This is a genomic window from Halomonas sp. BM-2019 (genome assembly GCF_017584085.1).
On the sequence record NZ_CP071922.1, the window covers coordinates 2,921,988 to 2,924,185 of the forward strand.

The 2,198-nt window shown below is 67.1% G+C and carries 1 protein-coding gene, 1 pseudogene and 1 riboswitch; of the genes and pseudogenes, one reads left to right on the plus strand and one right to left on the minus strand.

What is annotated here, in order from left to right; genetic code table 11:
• A partial coding sequence (locus tag J5F18_RS14595; protein ID WP_346299301.1) for an ATP-binding protein occupies positions 1-577 on the minus strand: 577 nt, incomplete at its 3' end.
• Positions 578-707: 130 nt separating this feature from the next.
• Positions 708-933: riboswitch (cobalamin riboswitch) on the minus strand.
• Between the two features lie 309 nt (positions 934-1,242).
• On the opposite strand from J5F18_RS14595, the pseudogene J5F18_RS14600 reads away from it, so the two are divergent.
• Positions 1,243-2,198, plus strand: a pseudogene (locus tag J5F18_RS14600) (ABC transporter substrate-binding protein); the annotation flags it as partial.

Genomic DNA, 2,198 nt, shown 5'->3' on the forward strand with positions numbered 1-2,198 from the left:
CTTCGCGCTGCTGCACGATGGCGATGCGCTCCTCGACGCCCACCGCGGCCTCGAGCTCGACGCAGAGGCCGAAGCGGTCGAGCAGCTGCGGGCGCAGTTCGCCCTCGTCCGGATTCATGGTGCCGATCAGGCCGAAGCGGGCGGGATGGCGATGGCTGATGCCATCGCGCTCGACGCTGTTGACGCCGCTGGCCGCCGCGTCGAGCAGCAGGTCCACCAGGGGGTCCGGCAGCAGGTTGACCTCATCGACGTAGAGCACGCCGCCGTCCGCCCTGGCCAGCAGCCCCGGCTGGAAGGCCGCCTCGCGCTCGGCCAGCACCCGCTGCAGGTCCAGGCTGCCGGTCAGGCGCTCCTCGCTGGCACCCAGCGGCAGGGTGACGAAGGGCGGCCGGCGCCCCTCGGCGTCGTCGGGGAGGATCGCCGCCAGGGCCCGGGCCAGGGTGGACTTGGCGCTGCCGCGGGGGCCGCTGATCAGCACCCCGCCCAGCTGGGGATGGATGGCGTTGAGCAGCAGGGCCGTCTTCAGCGCCTGCTGGCCGACCACGGCGACGAAGGGAAAATCACGCACGGAGGTCATGACGACCTCGCCCGACGCGGCGCCAGGGGATGGCACCCGACCAGAGGCCCCCTCCGGCGGATGCCCCGCCGGGAAGCTGGGAAAGGAATCGAAAACACGGACTATCCCCGGCGCCCACCGCACCGTTACTGGATGAAACGACATGACGGGCCGGTCTCCGGGCTCGAGGAGGACGCGATCGGGAGATCGCGTCGGTGCCCACACCTTCCCGGCGATTGCCAGTGGTCTTTGCAGGCGACTCACTCATTACCGTTGCGGGGGCAGCGATGGGATCGGCGCGAGGCCTCACCATACTTCCCGATTATCCCCTGCCCAACTTTCTCCAGGACAGGGGCACCCGTCTCGAGTCGGGCCATCCTAAAGCAATTCCCGCAACGGGCGCAATCGCCGGCGCCAGTCCGCCTCAGGATCGCCTCTCGGGGCCCGATCCCGCCCCCATAGACACCGGAACGCCGCCCGATGGCGATACCTGAGCGTCACCACACCGGCGGCGATGGGGGCTTGTTTTCTTGTGTCGACTTCCTCCATGATCTTCGCCGCTTTCGCCCACTGCTCGGCAACCGAGGCCATCAATATCGCGACATGGCCATGATGAAGGGGGCCATTTCATCGAAAGTCAGCACATCGAATCTGCCCATTTCAGCAACAATATCGGAAGGAAAACCATGAGACTCGCTCGTTATATCCTGGCCATACTGCCGATGATTCCCGCCGCCCATGCCATGTCGGACAGCACGAATTATCCGCTGACACTCACCAATTGCGAGCGGGAAATCACGCTCTCATCCGCACCGGAAAGTGCGATCACCGTCGGCCAATCGGCGACCGAGATCCTCTATGCCTTGGGACTGGGCGAACGGGTCCTGGGCACTTCGGTCTGGTTCTCCCCGGTGCTGCCGGAGTTCAGCGAGCTCGATGCCGGTATCGAGCGGCTGGCCGACAACGACCCGAGCTTCGAGTCCGTGGTCAACCGACGCCCCGGGCTGGTGGCCGCCCAGTACGAATGGCACGTCGGCCCCACCGGCAGCGTGGCGACCCGGGATCAGTTCGAGGACCTGGGCATCGCCACCTATGTGATGCCGGCCGACTGCGACACCAAGGACAACAGCACCGGCGGCGACGGCACCCGTACCGCCGCCTTCTCCCCCGAGCAGGTCTACAAGGGCATCCTCGAACTGGCCGGCATCTTCGACGTGCGCCAGGCCGGAGAGGCCCTGGTGGCCGACCTCGAGGCCCGCGAAGCCGGCGCCGTGTCCCTGGCGGAAAGCCTCGACCTGCCGGAGGAGTTGTCGGCGCTGTTCTGGTTCTCCTCCCCCGACGGTTCGGCCGACCCCTATGTCGCCGGCCGGCTCGGGGCACCGGGCTACATGATGGACAAACTCGGCATCCGCAACGTGGTGGAATCCGATGAGGAGTGGCCCCTCGTCGGCTGGGAATCCATCGCCCGGGCCGATCCGGATATCATCGTGGTGGCACGCATGGATCGCCGCCGCTTCGCCGCCGACGATGTGGAGGCCAAGCTCGACTTCCTCCATGGCGATCCCGTGACCCGTGAGATGACGGCGGTGCGCAACGGCCACATCCTCGAGATGGATGCCCATGCGATGAGCGCCACCATGCG